Consider the following 24,815-nt stretch of genomic DNA (forward strand, 5'->3'; position numbering starts at 1 on the left):
AATAATAGCTACGCAAACGGTTTCGTCGGCGGCGCGGATTATCTATAATGGCGCGCGTTTTCCCCCTGTTGCGCCCAATGAAGTGCTGAACCCAGTTGCTTCGAAGACGAGAGAACTTTGATTATGGAAATACTGCGTGGTTCGCCCGCTTTGTCGGCTTTTCGTATTACCAAACTACTGTCCCGCTGCCAGGATGCTCAACTGCCGATCGTTGATATCTATGCCGAGTACGTTCACTTTGCCGATGTCAGCGCACCGCTAAGCGCCGAAGAGCAGGCCAAGCTGCAGCGGTTGCTCAAGTACGGTCCTTCTCTCGCTGAACATGCTCCGCAAGGCCGCCTGCTGTTGGTGACGCCGCGTCCGGGCACCATTTCGCCGTGGTCTTCCAAAGCCACCGATATCGCCCATAACTGTGGCCTGACGCAGGTGGTTCGTCTTGAGCGCGGCCTGGCATTTTATGTCACAGCGCCGACCTTGACCGATGCCCAGTGGCAACAGCTTGCCTCCCTGCTGCACGATCGCATGATGGAAACGGTATTCAGCGAGCTGCAACAGGCGGAAACACTGTTCTCTCATCATCAGCCCGCCCCGTATCAGACGGTGGATATCCTGGCCCAGGGCCGCAGCGCGCTGGAACAGGCCAACACCCAACTGGGGCTGGCCCTGGCGCAGGACGAGATCGACTACCTGCTGGCCGCCTTTACCGAGTTGGGGCGCAACCCAACGGATATTGAGCTGTACATGTTCGCACAGGCCAACTCCGAACATTGCCGCCACAAGATTTTCAACGCCGACTGGGTCATCGACGGCGAACAGCAACCGAAGTCGCTGTTCAAAATGATCAAAAATACCTTTGAGCAGACGCCGGACTACGTGCTTTCTGCCTATAAAGACAACGCAGCGGTGATGGAAGGTTCCCAGGTAGGGCGCTTCTTTGCCGCGCCGCAAAGCGGCCTGTATGACTATCATCAGGAAGAAGCACACATCCTGATGAAGGTGGAAACCCATAACCACCCGACGGCGATCTCGCCTTGGCCAGGAGCTGCGACCGGTTCTGGCGGTGAGATCCGCGACGAAGGCGCTACCGGCCGTGGCGCGAAGCCGAAAGCTGGCCTGGTAGGGTTCTCGGTTTCCAACCTGCGTATACCGGGTTTCGAGCAGCCTTGGGAACAGGATTTCGGCAAGCCGGATCGCATCGTCACCGCGCTGGATATCATGACCGAAGGCCCATTGGGCGGTGCGGCATTCAATAACGAGTTTGGTCGCCCGGCACTGGTCGGTTACTTCCGTACTTATGAAGAGCGCGTCAATAGCCACAACGGCGTTGAGCTGCGTGGCTACCACAAACCGATCATGCTGGCAGGCGGCCTGGGCAACATCCGCGCCGATCATGTGCAAAAAGGTGAGATCACCGTGGGTGCCAAACTGGTGGTGCTGGGTGGCCCGGCGATGAACATCGGTTTGGGCGGCGGGGCGGCTTCTTCGATGGCCTCTGGCCAGTCCGATGCCGATCTGGATTTTGCTTCCGTACAGCGTGATAACCCGGAAATGGAACGCCGCTGCCAAGAGGTGATCGACCGCTGCTGGCAGATGGGCGATAGCAACCCGATCCTGTTTATCCACGATGTGGGTGCCGGTGGCCTGTCGAACGCGATGCCGGAACTGGTTAGCGACGGTGGCCGCGGTGGCCGTTTCGAACTGCGTGACATTCTCAACGACGAGCCGGGCATGAGCCCGCTGGAAGTGTGGTGTAACGAATCCCAAGAGCGCTATGTGATGGCGGTAGCGCCTGAGCAGATGGCGACCTTTGAGGAAATCTGCCGCCGTGAGCGCGCACCTTTTGCGGTGATTGGTGAAGCGACGGAAGAACGCCATCTGACGCTCAACGATCGTCACTTTGACAATCAGCCGATCGACATGCCGTTGGATGTACTGTTGGGCAAAACGCCAAAAATGACCCGCGACGTGAAACGTCAACAGGCGAGCGGCGAAGCGTTGCAGCGTGCTGATATCTCCATTGCCGATGCGGTCAAGCGGGTGCTGCACTTGCCAGCCGTGGCGGAGAAAACCTTCCTGATCACCATTGGCGACCGTACCGTCACCGGCATGGTTGCGCGCGACCAGATGGTCGGCCCGTGGCAGATCCCGGTAGCCGACTGTGCGGTAACCACGGCCAGCCTGGACAGCTATTACGGGGAAGCGATGTCGATCGGTGAGCGTGCTCCCGTCGCATTGCTGGATTTTGCCGCCTCAGGCCGCCTGGCAGTTGGGGAAGCGCTGACCAACCTGGCCGCGGTGGAAATCGGTTCGCTCAAGCGGGTGAAACTTTCTGCCAACTGGATGGCCGCAGCGGGCCACCCTGGCGAAGATGCTGGCCTGTATGAAGCGGTGAAGGCGGTGGGTGAAGAACTTTGCCCGGCGCTGGGGATCACCATTCCGGTGGGCAAAGACTCGATGTCGATGAAAACCCGCTGGCAGGAAGGCAATGAACAGCGGGAAATGACGTCACCACTATCGCTGGTGATCACCGCATTTGCTCGCGTGGAAGATGTGCGCCGCACCGTGACGCCGCAACTGCGAACCGACAAGGGTGATAGCGCACTGTTATTGATTGACCTGGGTAATGGCCACAATGCCCTGGGGGCAACGGCGTTGGCGCAGGTTTATCGCCAACTGGGCGACAAGCCAGCCGATGTTCGCAACGTGGAGCAATTGGCCGGTTTCTTCAACGCGATGCAGCAACTGGTGGCGGATCGTGCGCTGTTGGCCTATCACGACCGTTCCGACGGCGGCCTGTTGGTCACCTTGGCCGAGATGGCATTTGCCGGGCATTGCGGCGTAGAAGTCGATATTCAGGCACTGGGTTCCGACGCCTTGGCTGCCTTGTTCAACGAGGAACTGGGTGCGGTGATCCAGGTGCCAGCTGCGCAGTTGGCAGCCGTACAGCAAGTCTTTGCCCAACACGGTCTGACGGATAACGTGCATCACCTTGGCCAGGCGCTGAGTGGCGATCGTTTCGTTATCACCAGCGCTGGCAAACCAGTGTACAGCGAAAGCCGCAGCACTCTGCGTACCTGGTGGGCTGAAACCACCTGGCAGATGCAGCGCCTGCGTGATAACCCGGAATGTGCCGATCAGGAGCACCAGGCCAAGCAGGACGAGCGCGATCCGGGCCTGAACGTCAAGCTGACCTTCGCTACGGACGACGACATCGCGGCACCTTATATCGCCAAGGGCGCACGCCCTAAAGTTGCGGTATTGCGTGAGCAAGGGGTTAACTCTCACGTTGAGATGGCTGCAGCGTTCCACCGTGCCGGTTTCGATGCGGTTGATGTTCACATGAGCGATCTGTTGGCAGGCCGCCGCGATTTGCAAGAGTTCCACACGCTGGTGGCCTGTGGCGGCTTCTCTTATGGCGACGTGTTGGGGGCTGGTGAAGGCTGGGCGAAATCGATACTGTTCAACGAGCGCGTACGTGATGAGTTTGCCGATTTCTTCCATCGCCCGCAGACCTTGGCGCTGGGCGTTTGTAACGGTTGCCAGATGATGTCCAACCTGCGTGAACTGATCCCGGGGGCTGAACATTGGCCGCGCTTTGTGCGCAACCTGTCGGATCGTTTCGAAGCGCGCTTCAGCCTGGTGGAAGTAGCCAGTAGCCCGTCGCTGTTTATGCAGAGTATGACAGGCTCGCGCATGCCGATTGCCGTTTCTCATGGTGAAGGCCATGTAGAAGTGCGCGATGCGGCGCATCTGGCGGCGTTGGAACATCACGGCCTGGTTGCGTTACGCTTTGTCGATAACCATGGTCAAGTGACTGAAGCTTACCCTGCCAACCCGAACGGTTCACCGAATGGGATTACCGCAGTGACCAGCAGCAATGGCCGCGCCACCGTAATGATGCCACATCCAGAACGCGTGTTCCGCACCGTCAGCAACTCCTGGCATCCAGAGGAGTGGGGTGAAGACAGCCCTTGGATGCGCATGTTCCGCAACGCTCGCAAGCAACTGGGATGATTTAACCAGAGGTTTGCGTGAAGTTTACTGAGGCGCCGCGTAGGCGCCTTTTTTCTTTATTTTTTAAGTGGTTAGCCCGTGTGTCGGTTTTTTGAGACAAAGGCCATATTGCTTGTCTCTAAAAAGAGACACTTAACTAATTGATTTTAAACAGGGTTAAAGCGATTGAGTTTAGTTGTCGTGTTTTGGCGACGGTATGTCGGATTAATACTCAAGCTCGACTACCCAAGTAGAGCGCTGGAAGTGACATAAAAATAAATTATCGTTAATAAACAATGTTGTGAAAATATTTTTGTAAAGTTGGCACGGAAGGTGCATTATAACTATCAGTTGCTCATTCAACTTTTTATGATTGGCCCCGTCTAGCACGGAACAGCGCCTCATAAGCCTCCGAATGATGCCTAAGAAATGGTGCCTATCGTCCAACCAAACCGATAACAGACGCGCAAGCGACTTTATCAAGCATCGGACGACACGTGGAGTGAGGCACCGCCTAGTATCCAACTGTGATGAAATGTTCATCAATCCCGGATACTTTTTGGATGCTATTCGTCCCAATCAGATGCCAGCTTAGTGCTACATCACCTGGGGACGAGGAGTAAGGGCATCCACATATTCCTTGCGATGGGGCATCATGCCCCAGCGTCAAAATCCAAAGCGCGTTGCCTCCGTTATTTCCCTCGATACGTTCTCAAACCACATCAGTTTCCTCTTTTGGGATAACGCGTTTTTGCTTATCTGAACGCCATTAATCCGCTGCCGGGCTTTTCTCTCCCCGGATTGTCGGTTAGCATCTGGGCAGACTAGAGATAATGAGATGATTTCTTTGAAAAGATGGCGTCTATTTCCACGCTCGTTGCGCCAATTGGTCGTAATGGCGTTCCTGCTGGTGCTGTTACCGCTGCTGGTATTGGCTTATCAGGCCTACCAAAGCCTGGATCATCTCAGCGCGCAGGCGGCGGATATCAACCGTACGACGCTGGTGGATGCCCGGCGCAGTGAGGCAATGACCAGCGTGGCGTTGGAAATGGAGCGCAGCTATCGTCAGTATTGCGTACTGGTCGATCCGACCCTGGAGCGGCTGTACCAGAACCAGCGTAAACAGTATTCACAAATGCTGGATGCCCACGCCCCGATCCTGCCGGACGAACGTTACTACCAGACACTTCGTAAACTGCTGACGCAGCTTGCTACCATCAAGTGCCAGAGCAGCGGGCCGGACAAGGACGCTTCACTGCTGTTAGAGTCTTTTTCACATTCCAACGCCGAAATGGTCCAGGCCACCCGTACCGTAATCTTTTCCCGTGGGCAGCAGCTGCAGCAGGCGATCGCCGAGCGTGGCCAATACTTTGGTTGGCAAGCGCTGTTGCTGTTCCTGGTCAGCGTGCTGTTGGTGGTGCTGTTTACCCGCATGATTATCGGGCCCGTCAAGGCCGTTGAGCGTATGATTAACCGCCTGGGGGAAGGGCGGCCTATCGGCATGACGGCGTCCTTTAAAGGCCCGCGTGAACTGCGTTCTTTGGCTCAGCGTATTGTCTGGTTGAGCGAGCGCCTGGCCTGGCTGGAATCGCAGCGTCATGAGTTCCTGCGCCATATCTCCCATGAGCTGAAAACGCCGCTGGCCAGCATGCGTGAAGGCACCGAGCTGTTGGCCGATGGTGTGGCAGGCCCGCTCACCTCCGATCAGAAAGAGGTGGTGGCGATCCTCGATCAGAGCAGCCGCCATTTGCAATTGCTGATTGAGCAACTGCTGGATTACAACCGCAAACTGGCAGATGGCCCGTCGGAACATGAAAACGTCGAGCTGGAAGAACTGGTGGATATGGTGGTCGCCGCCCACAGTTTGCCGGCACGTGCCAAGATGATCCGTACGGAAGTCAAACTTGACGCGGAAATCTGCTGGGCAGAGCCTACGCTATTAATGCGCGTACTGGATAATCTCTACTCCAATGCGGTGCACTACGGCAAGGAATCCGGTAACATTTGGATCCGCAGCCGCCAGGTCGGCCAGCGGGTACAGATTGACGTTGCCAATACCGGCAGCGCGATCCCGCAAGCGGAACGAACCATGATTTTTGAGCCTTTTTTCCAGGGGAGTCACCAGAGAAAAGGGGCCGTTAAAGGAAGCGGACTGGGGCTGAGCATTGCACAGGACTGTATTCGCCGTATGCGTGGCGAATTGACATTGGTGGATCTCGCCGATGCCGACGTCTGCTTCCGTATTGAATTGCCATTAACCGCCGAGAATGAATAAATAATGTACACAGGGTCTAATCGCGCTTATCAATCGCAGACCGAAGGTTCACCGCGTGTTTCTCTACGCGCACCGCTCGGCAAACATTCGCTTTCTTTTTTGGGCACGATCCTTTTTGCCCCGTTTCTGCTGATCGGCTGTGTCGATCGTGCCGTCAGTAGCGGCCCGGCCCAGCAGCAACAGGAAGCGATCCCGGATACCAAGGTGGTGGATTACCGCATTGCGCCTTGCGATACGCTTTGGCAGCTTGACGAAAAAGAAGCCTTGGAAAACTCACTCTTTTGGCTGCGGGCGATGGACTGCGCCGATCGTATCGGCTCCACGCAGGCCAGAGCGTTAGCGAAAACCCTGCCGGGCAACAATTGGCAGGACGTGTTCAAGCAAAGCATTTTGCTGGGCAGCGCTGAGCCGAGCTCGAGTGAGCGCCGTCAGATCATCGATCGTCTGAACAGCTATCGTCTCGAGTTCCCTAACTCGCTGCGTCCATTGCTACAACTGTGGCGTCAGCAGCAGGCGTTGCAAGTGAGCCTGTTTGACGAGCGGGCGCGTTACCAGCACCTGCAGGAAAGTTCAGACAGCCAGATCGATTCGCTGCGCCAGAACCAGATCCATCTGCAGAGCCAGTTGCAGGAGACCTCCCGCAAACTGGAGAACCTGACCGATATCGAGCGCCAGCTCTCGTCACGCAAGCAACTGCAGGGGGAAATCCCGGAAAGCAGCGTGGCGCAGCCTAAAGCCGAGCCCGCAGGCAAGCCCGCAGCGCCCGCCAAAGTGGCCGAGCCCGCAGAGCCAGCCCCGGTGACTGAAACCGGTACCGCCTTGCCGGTAGAGCCGGAAGAGACCTACACGCCGCCCGCGGCTAACAAGGAGTCCCCAGCGCAATGACAGCTCGCAAACCGGCCAATCTGTTGTTGGTTGACGACGATCCCAGCCTGCTCAAGCTGTTGGGAATGCGCCTGACCAGCGAAGGTTTTCACGTTACCACGGCGGAAAGCGGCCAAGAGGCTTTGCGCCTGCTGGCCCGCGAAAAGATCGACCTGGTGATCAGCGATCTGCGGATGGATGAAATGGACGGCATGGCGCTGTTTGCCGAGATCCAGAAATACCAGCCGGGAATGCCGGTGATCATCCTGACCGCCCACGGTTCTATCCCGGACGCGGTGGCGGCGACCCAGCAGGGGGTGTTCAGCTTCCTGACCAAGCCGGTCGATCGCGATGCGTTGTATAAGGCGATCGATGAAGCGCTGTCGCTGTCGTCGATCCCTGCCGGTGATGACAGCTGGCGCGAGGATTTTGTCACCCGTAGCCCGATTATGCTGCGGCTGCTTGAACAGGCCAAGATGGTCGCCCAGTCTGACGTCAGCGTGCTGATCAACGGCCAAAGCGGCACCGGTAAAGAGGTGTTGGCACAGGCCATCCATGCGGCCAGCCCACGGGCCAAGAAAGCCTTTATCGCCATCAACTGCGGTGCGTTGCCGGAGCAACTGCTGGAGTCGGAGCTGTTCGGCCATGCCAAGGGGGCGTTCACCGGTGCCGTCAGCAGCCGTGAAGGTTTGTTCCAGGCGGCTGAAGGGGGCACCCTGTTCCTGGATGAGATTGGCGATATGCCGCTCTCGCTGCAGGTAAAATTGCTACGCGTGTTGCAGGAACGCAAGGTGCGCCCACTGGGCAGCAACCGCGATCTGGATATTGACGTACGCATCATTTCCGCCACCCACCGCGATCTGCCTAAAGCGATGGTAAAAAACGAGTTCCGTGAAGATCTCTATTACCGTCTGAACGTGGTTAACCTGAAAATACCAGCGCTCAACGAGCGGGCCGAAGATATCCCGCTGCTGGCCAACCATCTGCTACGTGCTTCGGCGCTGCGCCACAAACCTTTTGTACGCAGTTTCTCCTCCGATGCCATGAAACGCCTGATGACCGCCAGTTGGCCCGGCAACGTGCGCCAGTTGGTGAACGTGATCGAGCAGTGCGTGGCATTGACTACGGCACCGGTGATCAGTGAAGCGTTGGTTGAGCAGGCGCTGGAAGGGGAAAACACGGCGTTGCCAACCTTTGTCGAGGCGCGCAACCAGTTTGAATTACACTATCTACGTAAACTGTTGCAGATCACCAAGGGTAACGTTACCCAGGCCGCGCGCATGGCGGGCCGTAACCGTACTGAGTTCTATAAATTGTTGTCGCGCCATGAACTGGATGCCAACGATTTCAAAGAATGATGTTTTCTTTTCTGAACCTGTATGCGCAGGTTCTCAACAAAGTAGCCGGAATGATTTACACTCCGGTTTCTTTGTTGTGGCATGGCAGACCATAGAGATATGAGCAGATCACTTTCCATTGCGTTGGCCCAGCTGAATTTGCTGGTGGGCGATATTGAAGGCAACAGCGAGCGCATGTTGCAAACCGTGCAGGAGCAGCAGAAGGCGGGAGCCGATCTGGTCATGTTCAGCGAACTGGCGCTGTCCGGCTATCCGCCGGAAGACCTGCTGTACCGTGATGATTTCTACCAGCGCTGCGATACCCAGCTAAGCCGCTTGCAGCAGGCCTCCGCCGAGGTGGCGATCCTGGTCGGCCACCCGTGGCGTGAAGACGGCAAGCTGTATAACGCGCTGTCCCTGTTCTCTGAGGGGGCTTTGCAGGCTCGTTACTTCAAGCAACAGTTGCCTAACTACGGCGTATTCGATGAGAAGCGCTACTTCCATGCGGGTGATAAAAACTGCGTGGTGGAGCTGAAGGGTTACCGCCTGGGGCTACTGATCTGCGAAGACCTGTGGTTCCCGGAACCGGTCGATGCGGCGAAAGCGGCGGGCGCAGAGATCCTGCTGTCGATCAACGCTTCCCCGTATAACCGTGAAAAGCCGTATATCCGCAAAACCCTGATGTCCGGTCACTGCCAGCGTACCGGGTTGCCGTTGGTCTATCTGAATCAGATCGGCGGGCAGGACGAACTGATTTTTGACGGTTGTTCAAAAGTCTTTGATGCCGCTGGCAATATGACTCATCGCCTGGCGGCTTTCGCCGAACAGGTGACTCTGCTTGAGTTCAAAGGCCTGGAAGTGGTGCCGATGACGGCTCCGGCGGCAGAGTTGCCACAGCTGGCGCAGGTGTATGAAGCGCTGGTGCTGGCCGTACGCGATTATGTGACCAAGAACGGTTTCAAAGGCGCGGTGCTGGGCTTGTCCGGTGGGATCGACTCGGCGCTGACCCTGGCGATCGCCGTGGATGCGTTGGGCAAAGACAAGGTTCAGGCCTTGATGATGCCGTTCCGCTATACGGCAGATATCAGCATCGCCGATGCCAAGGAAGAGGCCGAAATCCTCGGCATAGAATTTGACATCGTCTCGATTGAACCCATGTTCGACGCCTTTATGGGCCAGCTCGCCCCGATGTTTGCCGATACCGGAAGGGATACCACCGAAGAAAACCTGCAGGCCCGCTGCCGTGGTGTGGTGCTGATGGCGCTGTCTAACAAACGCGGCAGCATCGTGTTAACCACGGGTAACAAAAGCGAGGTGGCTGTCGGTTATTGCACGCTGTATGGTGATATGGCTGGTGGTTTCGACGTATTGAAAGATGTGCCGAAAACCCTGGTGTTCAAGCTTTCTGAATACCGTAATACCGTCTCCTACGTGATCCCTCAACGGGTGATCGATCGTCCACCGTCTGCCGAGCTGGCGCCGGATCAGCTCGATCAGGATAGCCTGCCACCGTATGACATTCTGGATGCTATTCTGGAAGGTTATGTCGAGCGCGATAAATCGGTAGCCGATCTGGTTGCTGAGGGCTTTGAAGAAGCCGTAGTGCGCAAGGTGATCCGCCTGGTGGATATCAACGAGTACAAACGCCGTCAGGCCGCCGTCGGGCCGCGCATTACCGCCCGTAACTTTGGCAAAGACCGCCGCTATCCGATCACCTCCGGCTTTGGCCGTAAAAATTGGTAATTAAGGAATAAAAATGAAAAAAATTGACGCGATTATCAAGCCCTTCAAACTGGATGACGTGCGTGAAGCACTGGCCGAAGTAGGCATCACCGGCATGACGGTGACCGAAGTGAAAGGCTTTGGGCGCCAGAAGGGCCATACCGAGCTGTACCGTGGTGCCGAGTATATGGTCGACTTCCTGCCAAAGGTTAAAATCGAGATCGTGGTAGCTGACGATATCGTGGATACCTGTGTGGAAACCATCATGCAGACGGCGCAGACCGGTAAAATTGGCGACGGTAAAATCTTTGTCTTCGACGTGGCCCGTGTGGTGCGTATCCGTACTGGCGAGCAGGACGAAGAAGCGATTTAATCAAAGCCCTAACAGGCTCACAACCAAGGCGCGGCTTAGCTGCGCCTTGGTTGTTTTTGTGCACTCCCTCCCTTTTTCCGTTCTAAAAAAGCGAATGACATCGCGTTTTTCACACATTTCCTGATGGCTTACCGGTGAGCATCTACACTCAAACCAACTGTTTTGTTTGAGGTTGTTACCATGATGACGTTACGCCAAATCCGCCATTTTATTGCCGTGGCCGAAACCGGGTCGATCTCGGCGGCGGCGCAGGCGGTGTTTGTGTCACAGTCTTCGCTCACGCTGGCGATCCAGCAGTTGGAAACCGACATTGGCGTCCGGCTGTTCGAGCGCCACGCCAAGGGAATGAACCTGACCCACCAGGGGCACCAGTTCTTGCGCCAGTCGTACCTGATCCTGGCAACGGTGGATAATGCCAAGCGCAGCCTGCAACTGGGCACTGAAAGCCTGAGCGGCAAACTGACCATCGGCGTCACCAGTCTGGTGGCGGGATATTTTCTGGTGGAACTGCTCAAGCGCTTCAAGTCTGCCTATCCCAACGTGACTATCCAGGTGATTGAGGACGAAAGGCCCTATATCGAGCATTTGCTGGTGAGCGGTGAAATCGATATCGGGGTGCTGATCCTGTCGAACATTGAAGATCGCGACGCCTTACAGACCGAAGTGCTGATGCACTCCCCGTATCGCCTGTGGCTACCGCCGCTGCACCCGCTGCTGGAGCACGAAAGCATCGGTTTGGCAGACGTGGCCAAACAGCCGCTGATCCAGCTCAACGTCGATGAAATGGACGTTCATGCCCGGCGTATCTGGGGACGCGCGGGCCTGAAGCCGGAGATCGCCATGAAAACCGCTTCTACCGAAGCGGTACGCAGCCTGGTGGCGGCAGGCATGGGCATTGCCATCCTGCCGGATATGGCTTACCGCGCCTGGTCGTTGGAGGGCAACATGATTGAGGCGCGCAAGCTGGTGGATTTGCTGGAACCGTTGGATATCGGCCTGGCCTGGCGGCGTGGCAGTGCGCGGCCTGAATTGGTGACCCCATTCCTCACGATTGCGCGGGAGAACAGCAAAACGAACATGACCGGCCTCAAGCCTTCGATTTAATCGAACGCTGCCTTCAGTATTTAGAATTTGTTGTCCGCAGTGCGCTCGCTTAGTCTGGTTAAAACTAACTTATCACATTTAGTTAACGTTTTTGTCACATGAGGCGGCGCAATGGCAGAGCTACAGTTGGTTTCCGGTTTGTCCTGTCGGCAATTCATTAACGGCGAGTCAGTCGAGGGTGAAGGCCATCAGGAGACCATTGTTAATCCTGCCAACGGTGAAACCCTGGTTTCCATTGCCGAGGCAACGCCAACCCAGGTGGGGCACGCAGTTGCCGCCGCGCAGCAGGCATTTTCCCACTGGTCACGCACCACTCCCGCTTTCCGAGCAACAATCCTGCTGCGTATTGCCGATGCCATCGAACGGCAGGCAGAACATCTGGCGCGCCTTGAAGCGCTGAACTGCGGTAAACCTTTCCATCAGGCACTGAACGACGATCTTCCCGCAGCCATTGACGTATTCCGCTTCTTCGCCGGGGCCGTGCGCACCCAGCAAGGCCAGTTGGCCGGTGAATATGTTGAGGGCCATACCTCCATGATTCGGCGTGACCCGATCGGTGTGGTGGCCTCCATCGCACCATGGAATTATCCGCTGATGATGGCGGCCTGGAAGATTGCTCCGGCGCTTGCAGCCGGCAACACCGTAGTATTCAAGCCTTCCGAACATACGCCATTGACCATTCTGGCCTTGGTGCCTGCGTTGCAGGAAATTCTGCCGCCAGGCGTGTTGAACATTGTCTACGGCGGTGGCGAAGGGGTGGGCAGCCATCTGGTTGGTCATCCGCAGGTTCGTTTAGTGTCGGTTACCGGCGATATCGTTACCGGGCAAAAAATCTTGCAGGCGGCGGTCAAAAGCGTCAAGCGCACCCACCTGGAACTGGGCGGTAAAGCCCCGGTGATCGTCTGTGACGATGCCGATCTGGATGAGGTCGTCAGCAGTATCCGTACCTTCGGTTACTACAATGCCGGGCAGGATTGCACCGCGGCCTGCCGCATATACGCCCAGGCAGGCATCTATCCGAAGCTGGTGGAAGCCTTGGGGGAAGCGGTCGCCAGCCTGCGTTTTGCCCGCAAGCGTGATGAAGATAATGAAATCGGCCCGCTGATCAGCAGCCGCCAGCGTGACCGGGTTGCCAGCTTTGTCGAACGGGCTCTCAGCCAGCCACATATCGAATTGATTACTGGTGCGGCGGCACACTCTGGCCCCGGCTTTTACTATCAGCCCACGTTATTGGCTGGCTGCCTGCAAACCGATGAAATCGTCCAGCGTGAAGTGTTTGGCCCGGTGGTCAGCGTGACGCGTTTCGAGACTCTGGAGCAGGCGGTGACCTGGGCCAATGACTCCGAATACGGTCTGGCCTCCTCGGTGTGGACACAGAATATCGACCGCGCACTGCATATCGCGGCGCATCTGCAATATGGCAGCACCTGGATCAACACCCACTTTACGCTGGCGAGCGAAATGCCTCACGGCGGCTTAAAGCGCTCCGGCTACGGCAAAGATCTCTCCAGCGATTCATTACAGGATTACAGCGTTGTCCGGCACGTGATGGCGAAGTTCAAGGCTTCCTTCTAGCCACACGGCCGATAAAAAATCGGCGGCAACCGTTCCTTGCCGCATACCAACATGCAACACAGGGGTAATTACGATGGGAAAAACACACGCAATCACCACAGTCACCGCGCTCTGTATGACGATCCTTTGCGGTATGGCTCAGGCCGCCGATACGCCACAGCAGTTGGGCAAGGGGGAAGGGCGGTTGGACATCATCGCCTGGCCCGGCTACATCGAACGTGGTCAGTCCGACAAGAACTACGACTGGGTGACCCAGTTTGAGAAACAGACCGGCTGCGCGGTGAATGTGAAAACCGCCGCGACCTCGGATGAAATGGTCAGCTTGATGGCAAAAGGCGGTTACGATCTGGTGACCGCTTCTGGCGATGCCTCGCTGCGCCTGATCTACGGCAAACGCGTGCAGCCAATCAATACCACGCTGATCCCTAACTGGCAGAATATCGACCCACGCCTGATAAACGGCCCTTGGTACAACGTGGCGGGCAAAACCTACGGTACGCCATATCAGTGGGGGCCAAACCTGCTGATGTATAACACCAAAACCTTCCCGACGCCGCCAGACAGCTGGGCTGTAGTGTTCCAGCAGCAAAATCTGCCGGACGGCAAGACCAATCAGGGCCGGGTGCAGGCTTACGACGGCCCAATCTATATCGCCGATGCGGCTCTGTTCCTGAAAGCGACTCAACCCCAGCTTGGCATCACCGACCCTTACCAACTGAACGAAGAGCAGTATCAGGCGGCACTGAAACTGTTGCGCAGCCAGCATGCGTTGATCCACCGCTACTGGCATGACACCTCGGTACAGATGAGCGATTTCAAAAACGAAGGCGTGGTGGCCTCCAGCGCCTGGCCATACCAGGCCAACGCTCTGAAAGGCGAAGGCCAGCCTATCGCTACCGTATTCCCGAAAGAAGGGGTTACTGGCTGGGCGGATACCACCATGTTGCACGCCGAGGCCAAGCATCCAAGCTGCGCCTACCAGTGGATGAACTGGTCGCTGGAACCGAAGGTACAGGGTGACGTTGCGGCCTGGTTTGGCTCGTTACCGGCAGTTCCTGCCGGTTGCAAAGCCAGCACCTTGCTCGGTGACAAAGGGTGTGAAACCAACGGCTTCAACCAGTTTGACAAAATTGCCTTCTGGAAAACGCCACAGGCCGAGGGCGGCAAGTTCGTCCCTTATAGCCGCTGGACCCAGGACTACATCGCCATCATGGGCGGTAGATAACCCTTATAGCTCTCACCCGCGAGCGCCAGACGGCTCCCTCTCCCTTTGGGAGCGTTGGGGTGAACAGCTGGATTACATCGCCATTATGGGCGGTAATAACCATCATTGCTCTCACCCGCGAGCGCCAGACGGCTCCCTCTCCCTTTGGGAGCGTTGGGGTGAACAACTGGACTACATCGCCATTACGGGCGGTAGATAACCACCACCGTTCTCACCTACGAGTGCCTGACGGCCCCCTCTCCCTGTGGGAGAGGGGTGGGGTGAGGGGCAACATTTTGGAGCGTACATCATGACCATTGCTGTGCAATTTATCGATGTCTCGCGCATTTTCGGCGATGTTCGCGCCGTAGATCGGGTTTCTGTTGAAATACAGGACGGCGAGTTTTTCTCCATGCTTGGGCCTTCAGGCTCGGGTAAAACCACCTGCCTGCGGCTGATCGCTGGCTTTGAACAACTTAGCTCCGGCTCCATCCGTATTCATGGGCAAGAGGCGAGCAATCTGCCGCCTTACCAGCGCGATGTGAACACCGTGTTCCAGGACTATGCGCTGTTCCCACACATGTCGGTGCTGGAGAACGTGGCCTACGGCCTGATGGTGAAAGGCGTTGCCAAGCGTGAACGGCTGGCGCGGGCGAATCAGGCATTGGAAAGCGTGGCATTGGGGTTTGCTGCCGAACGTAAACCGGCGCACCTTTCCGGTGGCCAACGTCAGCGCGTGGCTCTGGCTCGTGCATTGGTCAATCGCCCACGCGTGCTGCTGCTGGACGAACCGCTTGGGGCGTTGGACCTGAAACTGCGTGAGCAGATGCAGGGGGAGTTGAAGAAGCTGCAACGCCAACTGGGCATCACCTTTATCTTCGTTACGCACGATCAAAGCGAAGCCCTGTCGATGTCCGATCGGGTGGCGGTATTTAACAATGGCCGCATTGAGCAGGTAGATGCGCCTCGCGAACTGTATATGCGGCCAAGAACGCCGTTTGTTGCCGAGTTTGTCGGCACGTCCAACGTGGTACGCAGCGCACTGGCGGAGCGGTTGCTGGGGCAATCGGCCACCTTCTCGATCCGCCCAGAGCATATCCGCCTGCTGGATCAAAGCAGCGCAGCGCAGGGGGAAGTTCAGGTTCAGGGTACCTTGCAGGATATCCATTACCAAGGGGCGGCGACACGCTATGAAATCGCCCTGAGCAGCGGTGAGAAACTGCTGGTCAGCCAGGCTAACCCACAGTGGCAGGCCGTGGCACAGCAGTGCCTGATCGGTCAGCCGGTCACCGCCTGTTGGGCCAGAGAGGCAATGGTACCGCTGCTGGAGGAGAGGTGAGATGGACGTGAGCATCGAGCAGCCGGCAGCGCCCGGCGGTAAAATTCGCGCGATTTCCACCTACCTGTACCGCAAGCCAACGCTGTATCTGCTGCTGTTGCTGGTGCCACCGCTGCTGTGGTTTGGGGCAGTGTATCTTGGCTCGCTGCTGACCCTGCTGTGGCAGGGCTTTTACACCTTCGACGATTTCACCATGACGGTGACGCCGGAACTGACCTTCGCCAACCTGAGCGCGCTGTTCAACCCGGCCAACTACGACATCATCGTGCGTACGCTGACCATGGCGGTGGTCGTTTCGCTGGCCAGTGCGGTATTGGCATTCCCCATCGCCTATTACATGGCACGATACACCAGCGGCAAGGTGAAGGCGTTCTTTTATATCGCCGTGATGATGCCGATGTGGGCCAGCTACATCGTTAAAGCCTATGCCTGGACGCTGCTGCTGGCGAAAGACGGCGTGGCGCAGTGGTTCCTGCAACATATGGGGCTGGAGCCGGTATTGGCGAGCATTCTGAGCATTCCCGGCGTAGGGGGTAATACGCTATCCACTTCCGGTCTTGGGCGCTTCCTGGTGTTTGTCTATATTTGGCTGCCGTTCATGATCTTACCGATCCAGGCGGCGTTAGAGCGCTTGCCGCCTTCGTTGCTGCACGCTTCTGCGGATCTGGGCGCGCGCCCGTCCCAAACGTTCCGCTATGTGATCCTGCCGCTGGCGGTACCGGGTATCGCAGCCGGTTCCATCTTCACTTTTTCGCTGACGCTGGGTGATTTTATCGTGCCGCAGTTGGTGGGGCCGCCGGGCTACTTTATTGGCAGCATGGTGTATGCCCAACAGGGGGCGATCGGCAATATGCCGATGGCGGCCGCCTTTACGCTGGTGCCGATCGTTCTGATCGCCATTTATCTCTCGATTGTGAAACGCCTGGGGGCCTTCAATGCACTCTGAACGCGCGCCGTTAGGGCTGAAACTGGCCGCCTGGGGTGGCCTGATCTTCCTGCACTTCCCGATAGTGATTATTGCCATGTACGCCTTCAATACCGAAGACGCGGCATTCAGCTTCCCACCGCAGGGCTTTACCCTGCATTGGTTTAGCGTAGCGGCGGGGCGGCAGGACATTATTGATGCGGTACTGCTTTCGGTACAGATCGCCTGCCTGGCCACGGCGATTGCGCTGGTGCTTGGCACGCTGGCCGCAGCGGCTTTGTATCGCCGGGATTTCTTCGGCAAGGACAGCATTTCTCTGCTGCTGCTGTTACCTATTGCCTTACCGGGGATCGTCACCGGTCTGGCATTGCTGGCGGCCTTCAAGGCGCTGAACATCGAACCGGGGATCATGACGATCGTCATCGGCCATGCCACCTTCTGCGTGGTGATCGTGTTCAACAACGTGATCGCCCGCTTCCGCCGTACCTCACACAGCCTGATCGAAGCCTCGATGGATTTGGGGGCCGATGGCTGGCAGACCTTCCGTTACGTGATCTTGCCGAATCTGGGCTCGGCACTGCTGGCGGGAGGAATGCTGGCGTTTGCCCTGTCATTCGACGAAATCATTGTGACCACCTTCACCGCCGGGCACGAACGTACGCTGCCGCTGTGGCTGCTGAACCAGTTGGGCCGCCCACGTGATGTGCCGATCACCAACGTGGTCGCGCTGTCGGTGATGGTATTGACGATGTTCCCGATCCTGGGCGCGTACTACCTGACCAAAGGCGGAGAAAGCGTCGCAGGCAGCGGTAAATAGCACCTCAATTCCTAAATAGCTTATGCCAATATTTCAAAGGATAACCCTATGCAAAGCCAACTGCTGATTAATGGTCAACTGGTTACCGGCCAGGGCGAAAAGTTGCCGGTCTACAACCCGGCAACGGGAGAAGTGATTGTTCAAGTGGCCGAGGCCAGCGCACAGCAGGTTGAAGAGGCCGTGCAGGCCGCCGATGCGGCGTTTGAACAGTGGGGGCAAACCACCCCGAAAGAGCGTGCCGAACACTTACTGGCGCTGGCGGACGTGATTGACCAGCATGCGGAAACCTTCGCCAAACTGGAGTCTCTCAACTGCGGCAAGCCTTATCACTGTGCGCTGAATGACGAACTGCCTGCGGTGGCCGATGTCTTCCGCTTCTTTGCCGGTGCCAGCCGTTGCTTGAGTGGCATGGCGGCCGGTGAATATCTGGCGGGGCACACTTCGATGATCCGCCGCGATCCGTTGGGCGTGGTGGCTTCGATTGCTCCCTGGAATTACCCACTGATGATGGCCGCCTGGAAGTTGGCACCCGCATTGGCGGCAGGGAACTGCGTGGTGATCAAACCTTCTGAACAGACGCCGTTAACCACCTTCAAGCTGGCCGAACTGGCCGCTGGCGTGTTCCCATCGGGAGTGCTCAACGTGCTGTTTGGCCGTGGTGCCAGCGTGGGCGATGTGCTGACCGGCCACGACAAGGTGCGCATGGTGTCTCTTACCGGCTCTATTGCTACCGGCGAACATATCATTGCCCATACCGCTCCAGGGATTAAACGCACCCATATGGAGCTGGGCGGCAAAGCGCCGGTAATCGTCTTCGATGATGCCGACATTCAGCAGGTTGTTGACGGCATCCGCACCTTCGGTTTTTACAATGCCGGGCAGGATTGCACCGCCGCCTGTCGGATCTATGCGCAAAAAGGCATTTACCCACAGCTGGTGAAAGCGCTGGGTGAAGCGGTGGCCAGCTTGAAGATCGGGCCACCGGAAGACAGCAGTACCGAATTAGGACCGTTGATCACTTCCCAGCATCTGGAGCGGGTGATTGGCTTTGTTGAGCGGGCCAAAGCACTGCCTCATATCCAGGTGGTCACCGGGGGCGAAAAAGTCGCTGGCCCTGGCTTCTATTTCCAACCAACGCTGTTGGCAGGCGCGCGCCAGGAAGATGAGATTGTCCAGCGTGAAGTGTTTGGCCCAGTAGTGACGGTGACAGAATTCGACGACGAGGCGCAGGTACTGGCCTGGGCCAACGCCTCCAATTACGGCTTGGCTTCCTCTTTGTGGACACGTGACGTAGGCCGTGCCCACCGCCTGAGCGCGCGTTTGCAGTATGGCTGCACCTGGGTGAACACCCACTTTATGCTGGTGAGCGAAATGCCGCACGGCGGGCAGAAGCTGTCTGGCTATGGCAAAGACATGTCGATGTACGGACTGGAGGATTACACCACCATTCGCCACGTCATGTTCAAACACTAATCTGCTTGATCTGACAGGATTTATACGCACAATAACGCGGCTCTCAGGCTGGTTTCGGCTGGCCTGATAATAATAAAGAATAAAAGGACGCTTTTATGGCTATCACCCGTCGCGATTTTCTTAATGGGGTGGCGATCACCATCGCCGCCGGGCTTACGCCGATGCAGATCCTGCGCGCATCGCCGCAAGCCGCCCATCAAACCCTGTATTACCCACCCGCGTTAACTGGTCTGCGTGGCAATCACCCAGGCTCCTTCGAACATGCCCACCAACTGGGGCGTGATGGCAAAACCTTTGATTTTGTCAACCTGCCGATCGAGGAAGAATTCGATCTGGTGGTCGTTGGCGCTGGCATCAGCGGCCTGGCGGCGGCCTGTTTCTGGCAGCAAATGAAGGGCAAACAGCAACGTATTTTGCTGATTGATAACCATGATGACTTTGGCGGCCACGCCAAGCGTAACGAATTCAGCAGCGAGAACGGCACCCTCCTCGGTTACGGGGGCAGCGAATCGTTACAGTCGCCGCGTTCCAACTTCAGCCCGGTCGCCATGGGGTTGCTGAAAAATCTGGGCGTTAGCCTGGACGGTATGGAAAAGGCCTTCGACACCACTTTCTATCCGGACCTCAATCTCAGCCGTGGCGTCTACTTTGATCGCCAGAACTTTGGCGTTGATAAGGTAGTGAGTGGCGATCCGGGCCGAGTGGTGGCGGATGATATTCCGCGTGATCGCCTCAATGGTCGCTCTTATGAAGATTTTATCAACGACTTCCCGTTGCCGCAGGCCGATCGCCAGGCCTTGATTGCGTTGCACACCGTCGAAAAAGACTACCTGCCGGGCCTGAGCCAGGAAGAGAAGGTAGCCTGGTTGGACAAGCACAGCTATAGCCAGTTCCTGCGCGAGAAAGTGGGGCTGAGCGAAATGGCGATCCGCTATTTCCAGCAAACCACCAACGATTTTCAGGCCGTCGGCATTGATGCGACCTCTTGCAGCGATGCCCGCATCTGTGATCTGCCAGGCCTGAACGGCATGAACCTGCCGCCGTTGGATGAGGAATCGCAGGCCGATCTTGACGATCCCTATGTATTCCACTTCCCGGATGGCAACGCTACGCTGGCTCGCCTGATGGTGCGTCATTTGATCCCGGCGGTGGCACCGGGTGGCAAAGATATGAACGACGTCATCCTGGCAAAGTTTGATTACAGCCAGCTGGATCGCCCCGATTCGCCGGTGAAACTACGCTTGAACAGCACCGGGCTGCACGTGGCCAACGTGGGTGATAAGGCCGAGGTGACCTATATCAACGGCGAGAAGATGGTCAAAGTGCGGGCCGGGCAGGTGGTGATGGCCGGTTACAATATGATGATCCCTTATCTGATCCCGGAAATGCCTCACGAGCAGCAAGAGGCGCTGAAGCAGAACGTCAAATCGCCATTGGTGTACAGTAAGGTGGTGATCCGCAACTGGCAGCCGTTTATCAAACTGGGAGTGCACGAAGTCTATGCCCCGACCGCGCCTTATAGCCGGGTGAAATTGGACTACCCGGTAAGCATGGGGGGATATCAGCACCCACGCGATCCAAACCAGCCTATCGGGTTGCATATGGTGTATGTGCCGACATTGCCCGGCAGCGGCCTTAGCCCGCGTGAACAGTCGCGCAAAGGGCGAGCGCTGTTGCTAGGAACCCCGTTTGAGGTACATGAGAAGATGATCCGTGAGCAGCTGCAGGGAATGTTAGGTGATGCCGGATTTGATCATCAGCGGGATATTCAGGCGATCACCGTCAACCGCTGGTCGCACGGTTACTCCTATTTCCTCAACGGTATGTTCGATGATGAAGATGAGTCCCAAAAGATCATCGAAACCGCGCGGCAACCGATCGGCAAGATCGTCATTGCCAATTCCGATTCCGACTGGAGCCCGTATGCCAACTCGGCGATCGATCAGGCTTGGCGAGCCGTGAATGAACTGGCCTACGGCAAGGTTGCTGCCAAGGAGGGGGTATGACATTACGTCCGTGGTATCTGATGCTGTTGCTGGCTGGTGGCTCGGCTCACGCCATGTCCGCCGGGGAATACGTGGCCAAGGCAGGGGACTGTACGGCTTGCCATACCGCTCCGGGTGGTAAGGAACTGGCGGGCGGGATGAAGTTCCCAACGCCGGTAGGGGATATCTATGCCACCAATATTACGCCCGATAAACAGCAAGGTATTGGCAGTTACAGCTTTGCAGAGTTCGATCGTGCCATGCGGCAGGGCGTGGCCAAAGATGGGCATCGTCTGTATCCCGCCATGCCTTATACCTCCTACGCCAAAATGAGCGAGCAGGACATGCGTGCTCTGTATGACTACCTGATGCACGAAGTCCCGGCGCAAGACACTGCCAACCGGGAAAGCGATATCAGCTGGCCAATGTCCATGCGTTGGCCGTTAGCGGTATGGAATACGCTGTTCCATGAAGACCAAACCTATCAGCCAGACAGTAAGCAAAGCGCCCAGTGGAATCGCGGTGCTTATCTGGTACAGGGGCTGGGCCACTGTGGCAGTTGCCATACTCCGCGCGGCTGGGCGATGCAGGAAAAAGGGCTGGATAACCAATCCCCTGAGTTCCTGAGCGGCGCAGAGTTGGATGGTTGGTATGCCCCGAGCCTGCGTGGGTTGAAGCCGGATGATGTGGTTGCGCTGCTGAAAAGCGGCCGTAGCCAACACGCGGCTGTGGCCGGGCCGATGAGCGACGTGGTGGCGCATAGCACGCAATACCTCAGTGATGACGATTTAAAGGCTATCGCGCAGTATGTACACAGCCTGGAGATAGAGGCACCGAAACCTGTAGCAACCATGGCGGCATCAAGCGCGAGCATGGCTTCTGGCGGGCAGATCTATGCGATGTACTGTTCAACTTGCCATGGCAATAAGGGGGAGGGGAGCGACAACGTCATACCTGCTCTGGCGGGTAATCTGTCGGTGACGGCGGATAATCCACTGACCGCCTTGCGCGTGGTGCTGGAGGGGGCGCATACGCCGGTCACCCAACATGCACCATCGATCGTTATGCCGGGCTATGGCTGGGTGCTCAACGATCAGAAGGCTGCCGATCTGATGAGCTATCTGCGCGGGAGCTGGGGGAACCAGGCTGCGCCGGTGACGGCGGAACAGGTACGGGATGCGTGGAAGCTGACTAAATAACAGAGTGTTGCGGTGTGTTACTCTGTGCTTGTTTTATAGGGTTCGAACATGTTCGAACCCTATAACTTCAGCCACTCTCATCGAATGCCACCTCCAGATTGTCGAAGCGCCGTATATCGTACCCAGGCAAACCCCACCGTATACACCAAATTAACATCATGTCTGCGATATCTGATGCAGCTAATTAAAAAATAATTAACCATCGTGTTTTCCCTTCCGAATAAGCTCGTCATAATACTCAGGCGTATGGATCAAGGTTTGTATAAACTACTTCACCTAAATAGCTGCGCCTAATAGTAGATCACTTAAAGGGAACTCAGCCCGGGTTGTGCGATCTGATCAATCGCCAAACCAACCAAAATCACCAACCGGACTGAGTTATGCCGATCATAGCACCCATCCCCCGAAATGAACGACGCCAGATGCAGAAAATCATCCATAAAACACCAGATAAAAATCATGCCCGCAGGCTTATGGCTATGTTGATGTTGCACCGTGGAGAACGCGTCAGCGACGTCGCAAGAACTCTCTGTTGTGCCCGTTCATCCGTAGGCCGCTGGATTAACTGGTTTACATTATCGGGTGTCGAAGGTCTGAAATCCTTGCCTGCCGGGCGCTCTCGACGCTGGTCTTTTGAACACATCTGCACATTGTTACGCGAACTGATAAAGCACTCTCCCGGCGATTTTGGGTATCAGCGTTCACGATGGAGTACAGAACTGTTGGCGATAAAAATCAGAGAGATAATAGGATGTTCGTTACATGCCGGAACTGTACGTCGCTGGTTGCCGTTAGCCGGACTGGTCTGGCGCAGGGCAGCACCAACCCTGCATATCCGTGACCCACACAAGGATGAAAAGATGGCTGTAATCCATAACGCGCTGGCTAAATGTAGTGCAGAACATCCGGTCTTTTATGAGGATGAAGTGGATATCCATCTCAACCCAAAAATCGGCGCAGACTGGCAACTTCGCGGACAACAAAAGCGAGTGGTAACGCCGGGCCAGAATGAAAAATACTACCTTGCCGGGGCCTTACACAGCGGTACGGGAAAGGTCAGTTACGTAGGTGGCAACAGCAAAAGCTCGGTGTTGTTCATCAGCCTGCTTAAACACCTTAAAGCCACATACAGACGGGCAAAAACCATCACACTCATCGTGGATAACTACATTATCCATAAAAGCCATGAAACACAGCGTTGGCTAAAGGCGAATCCAAAGTTCAGGGTGATTTATCAGCCGGTTTACTCGCCGTGGGTGAACCACGTTGAGCGTTTATGGCAGGCGCTTCATGACACAATAACCCGCAATCATCAGTGCCGTTCAATGTGGCAGTTGTTGAAAAAGGTTCGTCATTTTATGGAAACCGCCGGCCCATTCCCTGGAGAGAAACAGGGTCTGGCAAAAGTGTAGCGGTATTAAGCGCAGCTATTTAGGAACGCCAGTTATTGATATGGAGAGTTAACTGCTGGAAATCGGCAGCTAACCCTACTGTATCATTACAAAAATCATTTGCATATTAAATTAATAATGCAGATATTTTCTATAATACTCTTCAGTATCCTGTACTGAATTAATATCCGTGTAAGATCCTCTGCATCGAATGCTTATTTGCTCATCTGGAATATCAGCGACATTCCCTATCCTTCCCTTTTCATTGCTACCTACACAAACATATACTTCATCTTCATCTGCTTCTATGCAAGCGATAAACTCATCATGATGAACACTTGCCAATGGCTCCCATTCTCCATATAAATCAAAGTTATCCATTCTACCATTCAGTAGAAACCCAACAACTTCCTTCTTCCAGAAAACTTTATCTTTTCGCATAGTTACTCCAACTCTTTTTTCACATCAACAATTTTGAAACCTGATTTACTAGTTCCTTTTCCCTTAGGCGGAACATATAGATCCTTAATTCCGAACTCATTCATTTCCTCATCTCTAAACCTATTGGGTTTTGTTCTTCCACCTCTAGTTTCAAGTTCCAGATTGAAATCTATGCCAGCACTTTTTGGACCTCTAATCGTAATAAGCTCCACATTTCTACCGTCATTTAATGCCTCACGAAATTCACGTTCTGCCCCAGCTTTATCAAAAGTTGTAGATATCACTGGACTGCTACCTCCACCAGCCTGAGCATGCTGCATAGCTCTAACCGCGTCTGCAGGATCATCAGACTCCAGTTTTCCAAGCAATTTCTTCCGCTGATTATTTGCCTGCATTATAGATTTACCTTTCTCACGCTCACGCAAGAATGCACCACCTAAAACAATATCTGAATTAGGTCTCACGGGCTGAACTCGATAAACTTCAACCAGTTCTTCACCCGCATGCGCTCTTACTCCTGTGCCCGGCGGCTCCGGACAATCTCCAGGAACGCTAGCCAAACCAAGCGGATCCACCCACCCGGTAGGGTTAGGTACATACTGCGTCTGGTTTAGGCCACCGGCCAGCCCAATCGGATCAGGGATGATAAACCTTGCGGTCTCCGGCGAGTAATAGCGATACCGGTTATAGTGCAACCCGCTTTCTACATCGAAGTACTGCCCCTGAAAACGCAGTGGTTGCGGCACAGATTCAACGAACGCTACCGCCAGATTGCCGTAGGCGCGGTACGCCGCGCTC

General features: G+C 56.0%; 18 protein-coding genes and 1 pseudogene. 16 read left to right on the top strand and 3 right to left on the bottom strand.

Translation table 11 applies throughout. The annotated features are described in order from the left end of the window. The first annotated feature begins 120 nt into the window (after nt 1–120). From purL to AC6HVW_RS00680, 16 genes are all read left to right on the top strand, one after another. The gene (gene purL / locus AC6HVW_RS00605) at nt 121–4,014 is read left to right on the top strand and encodes a phosphoribosylformylglycinamidine synthase (protein WP_175415667.1); all 3,894 of its coding nucleotides are present in this window, start codon (nt 121–123) and stop codon (nt 4,012–4,014) included. A gap of 817 nt (nt 4,015–4,831) precedes the next feature. Next, nucleotides 4,832–6,268: a sensor histidine kinase gene (locus tag AC6HVW_RS00610; protein ID WP_071683937.1), complete on the top strand. Its 1,437-nt coding sequence runs from the start codon at nt 4,832–4,834 to the stop codon at nt 6,266–6,268. Nucleotides 6,269–6,271: 3 nt separating this feature from the next. Continuing rightward, nucleotides 6,272–7,153, top strand: coding sequence for a two-component system QseEF-associated lipoprotein QseG (gene qseG, locus AC6HVW_RS00615; RefSeq protein WP_071683936.1), 882 nt, complete (start codon nt 6,272–6,274; stop codon nt 7,151–7,153). Beyond that, on the top strand, nt 7,150–8,490 hold the full coding sequence (gene glrR, locus AC6HVW_RS00620; RefSeq protein ID WP_021178888.1) for a two-component system response regulator GlrR: 1,341 nt from the start codon (nt 7,150–7,152) through the stop codon (nt 8,488–8,490). The genes qseG and glrR overlap by 4 nt, the downstream gene beginning before the upstream one ends. Before the next feature lie 99 nt (nt 8,491–8,589). Beyond that, nucleotides 8,590–10,212 (top strand): NAD+ synthase, encoded by a 1,623-nt coding sequence (locus tag AC6HVW_RS00625; protein WP_071683935.1) that lies wholly within the window; start codon nt 8,590–8,592, stop codon nt 10,210–10,212. Between the two features lie 13 nt (nt 10,213–10,225). Beyond that, the gene (gene glnB / locus AC6HVW_RS00630) at nt 10,226–10,564 is read left to right on the top strand and encodes a nitrogen regulatory protein P-II (protein WP_004847623.1); all 339 of its coding nucleotides are present in this window, start codon (nt 10,226–10,228) and stop codon (nt 10,562–10,564) included. A 180-nt stretch (nt 10,565–10,744) separates the two neighbouring features. Next, nucleotides 10,745–11,668, top strand: a complete 924-nt coding sequence (locus AC6HVW_RS00635) for a LysR substrate-binding domain-containing protein (protein WP_021178886.1) — start codon at nt 10,745–10,747, stop codon at nt 11,666–11,668. Nucleotides 11,669–11,779: 111 nt separating this feature from the next. Then, on the top strand, nt 11,780–13,243 hold the full coding sequence (locus tag AC6HVW_RS00640) for a gamma-aminobutyraldehyde dehydrogenase (protein ID WP_071683934.1): 1,464 nt from the start codon (nt 11,780–11,782) through the stop codon (nt 13,241–13,243). Nucleotides 13,244–13,316: 73 nt separating this feature from the next. Then, entirely contained in the window at nt 13,317–14,468 is a 1,152-nt protein-coding gene (ydcS, locus tag AC6HVW_RS00645) for a putative ABC transporter substrate-binding protein YdcS (protein WP_071683933.1), read from the top strand. A 289-nt stretch (nt 14,469–14,757) separates the two neighbouring features. Beyond that, nucleotides 14,758–15,786: an ABC transporter ATP-binding protein gene (locus tag AC6HVW_RS00650; RefSeq protein ID WP_497569221.1), complete on the top strand. Its 1,029-nt coding sequence runs from the start codon at nt 14,758–14,760 to the stop codon at nt 15,784–15,786. 1 nt (nt 15,787) lies between these two features. Then, nucleotides 15,788–16,732, top strand: coding sequence for an ABC transporter permease (locus AC6HVW_RS00655; RefSeq protein WP_071683931.1), 945 nt, complete (start codon nt 15,788–15,790; stop codon nt 16,730–16,732). Further along, a complete protein-coding gene (locus tag AC6HVW_RS00660) occupies nt 16,722–17,528 on the top strand; it encodes an ABC transporter permease (protein WP_071683930.1) in 807 nt (268 codons plus the stop codon). The genes AC6HVW_RS00655 and AC6HVW_RS00660 overlap by 11 nt, the downstream gene beginning before the upstream one ends. A gap of 48 nt (nt 17,529–17,576) precedes the next feature. Further along, nucleotides 17,577–19,001 (top strand): aminobutyraldehyde dehydrogenase, encoded by a 1,425-nt coding sequence (patD, locus tag AC6HVW_RS00665; RefSeq protein ID WP_071683929.1) that lies wholly within the window; start codon nt 17,577–17,579, stop codon nt 18,999–19,001. 95 nt (nt 19,002–19,096) lie between these two features. Beyond that, on the top strand, nt 19,097–21,007 hold the full coding sequence (locus AC6HVW_RS00670) for an NAD(P)-binding protein (RefSeq protein ID WP_071683928.1): 1,911 nt from the start codon (nt 19,097–19,099) through the stop codon (nt 21,005–21,007). Continuing rightward, a complete protein-coding gene (locus AC6HVW_RS00675) occupies nt 21,004–22,185 on the top strand; it encodes a c-type cytochrome (protein ID WP_071683927.1) in 1,182 nt (393 codons plus the stop codon). The genes AC6HVW_RS00670 and AC6HVW_RS00675 overlap by 4 nt, the downstream gene beginning before the upstream one ends. Nucleotides 22,186–22,565: 380 nt before the next feature. After that, nucleotides 22,566–23,597: an IS630 family transposase gene (locus tag AC6HVW_RS00680; RefSeq protein ID WP_059201542.1), complete on the top strand. Its 1,032-nt coding sequence runs from the start codon at nt 22,566–22,568 to the stop codon at nt 23,595–23,597. Nucleotides 23,598–23,708: 111 nt separating this feature from the next. Here the strand turns inward: AC6HVW_RS00680 and AC6HVW_RS00685 are convergent, their stop codons facing one another. The 3 genes and pseudogenes from AC6HVW_RS00685 to AC6HVW_RS00695 all read right to left on the bottom strand — a co-directional run. After that, complete coding sequence (locus AC6HVW_RS00685; RefSeq protein ID WP_037376419.1) at nt 23,709–24,017, bottom strand: hypothetical protein; 309 nt, start codon at nt 24,015–24,017, stop codon at nt 23,709–23,711. A 2-nt stretch (nt 24,018–24,019) separates the two neighbouring features. Beyond that, nucleotides 24,020–24,577 carry a hypothetical protein gene (locus tag AC6HVW_RS00690; protein WP_223498216.1) on the bottom strand — a complete coding sequence of 186 codons (558 nt, stop codon included), beginning with the start codon at nt 24,575–24,577 and terminating at the stop codon, nt 24,020–24,022. Between the two features lie 57 nt (nt 24,578–24,634). Beyond that, nucleotides 24,635–24,763: pseudogene (locus AC6HVW_RS00695) on the bottom strand (RHS repeat-associated core domain-containing protein); the annotation flags it as partial. Nucleotides 24,764–24,815: the final 52 nt, after the last annotated feature.

The organism is Serratia sp. NCCP-200 (assembly GCF_059697885.1).

Bases quoted from the DNA above. Each gene is read 5' to 3' on its own strand.
- AC6HVW_RS00610 (WP_071683937.1), top strand. From the start codon at position 4,832: ATGATTTCTTTGAAAAGATGGCGTCTATTTCCACGCTCGTTGCGCCAA.
- qseG (WP_071683936.1), top strand. From the start codon at position 6,272: ATGTACACAGGGTCTAATCGCGCTTATCAATCGCAGACCGAAGGTTCA.
- glrR (WP_021178888.1), top strand. From the start codon at position 7,150: ATGACAGCTCGCAAACCGGCCAATCTGTTGTTGGTTGACGACGATCCC.
- AC6HVW_RS00625 (WP_071683935.1), top strand. From the start codon at position 8,590: ATGAGCAGATCACTTTCCATTGCGTTGGCCCAGCTGAATTTGCTGGTG.
- glnB (WP_004847623.1), top strand. From the start codon at position 10,226: ATGAAAAAAATTGACGCGATTATCAAGCCCTTCAAACTGGATGACGTG.
- AC6HVW_RS00635 (WP_021178886.1), top strand. From the start codon at position 10,745: ATGATGACGTTACGCCAAATCCGCCATTTTATTGCCGTGGCCGAAACC.
- AC6HVW_RS00640 (WP_071683934.1), top strand. From the start codon at position 11,780: ATGGCAGAGCTACAGTTGGTTTCCGGTTTGTCCTGTCGGCAATTCATT.
- ydcS (WP_071683933.1), top strand. From the start codon at position 13,317: ATGGGAAAAACACACGCAATCACCACAGTCACCGCGCTCTGTATGACG.
- AC6HVW_RS00650 (WP_497569221.1), top strand. From the start codon at position 14,758: ATGACCATTGCTGTGCAATTTATCGATGTCTCGCGCATTTTCGGCGAT.
- AC6HVW_RS00655 (WP_071683931.1), top strand. From the start codon at position 15,788: ATGGACGTGAGCATCGAGCAGCCGGCAGCGCCCGGCGGTAAAATTCGC.
- AC6HVW_RS00660 (WP_071683930.1), top strand. From the start codon at position 16,722: ATGCACTCTGAACGCGCGCCGTTAGGGCTGAAACTGGCCGCCTGGGGT.
- patD (WP_071683929.1), top strand. From the start codon at position 17,577: ATGCAAAGCCAACTGCTGATTAATGGTCAACTGGTTACCGGCCAGGGC.
- AC6HVW_RS00670 (WP_071683928.1), top strand. From the start codon at position 19,097: ATGGCTATCACCCGTCGCGATTTTCTTAATGGGGTGGCGATCACCATC.
- AC6HVW_RS00675 (WP_071683927.1), top strand. From the start codon at position 21,004: ATGACATTACGTCCGTGGTATCTGATGCTGTTGCTGGCTGGTGGCTCG.
- AC6HVW_RS00680 (WP_059201542.1), top strand. From the start codon at position 22,566: ATGCCGATCATAGCACCCATCCCCCGAAATGAACGACGCCAGATGCAG.
- AC6HVW_RS00685 (WP_037376419.1), bottom strand. From the start codon at position 24,017: ATGCGAAAAGATAAAGTTTTCTGGAAGAAGGAAGTTGTTGGGTTTCTA.